Origin of the sequence: Flavobacterium sp. J49 (assembly GCF_011742145.1) — a bacterium.
Classification (GTDB): Bacteria; Bacteroidota; Bacteroidia; order Flavobacteriales; family Flavobacteriaceae; genus Flavobacterium.
The window spans coordinates 1-298 of the sequence record NZ_JAAQQU010000016.1; the positions used below are offsets into that span (position 1 = coordinate 1).

The following is a 298-nucleotide window of genomic DNA, read 5'->3' on the forward strand; positions in this document are numbered from 1 at the left end:
GGAGTAGCCGGACAAGAGATGGTTGAAGGAGCAGGTAAAGCTGCAATAACCGGAGCAGTTGTATCAGTTACAGTAATGGTTTGAGTAGCTGTAGAGGCATTTCCACAGGCATCAGTAGCAGTCCAAGTTCTGGTTACAGAATACGAACCGGCACAAGCACCATTAGTTGTATTGTCTACGAAAGTCAAAGTAGCTCCGGAACTACAAGCGTCAGTGGCAGTAGCCTGAGCAAACTCAGGAGTAGCCGGACAAGAGATGGTTGAAGGAGCAGGTAAAGCTGCAATAACCGGAGCAGTTG

Annotated in this window: 1 protein-coding gene; it reads right to left on the minus strand. The window is 48.3% G+C overall.

Annotated features, from left to right (window positions below; all coding sequences use genetic code 11):
• Positions 1–298: hypothetical protein (locus tag HA632_RS00065; protein ID WP_217902796.1), on the minus strand; the 298-nt coding region annotated here is incomplete at both ends.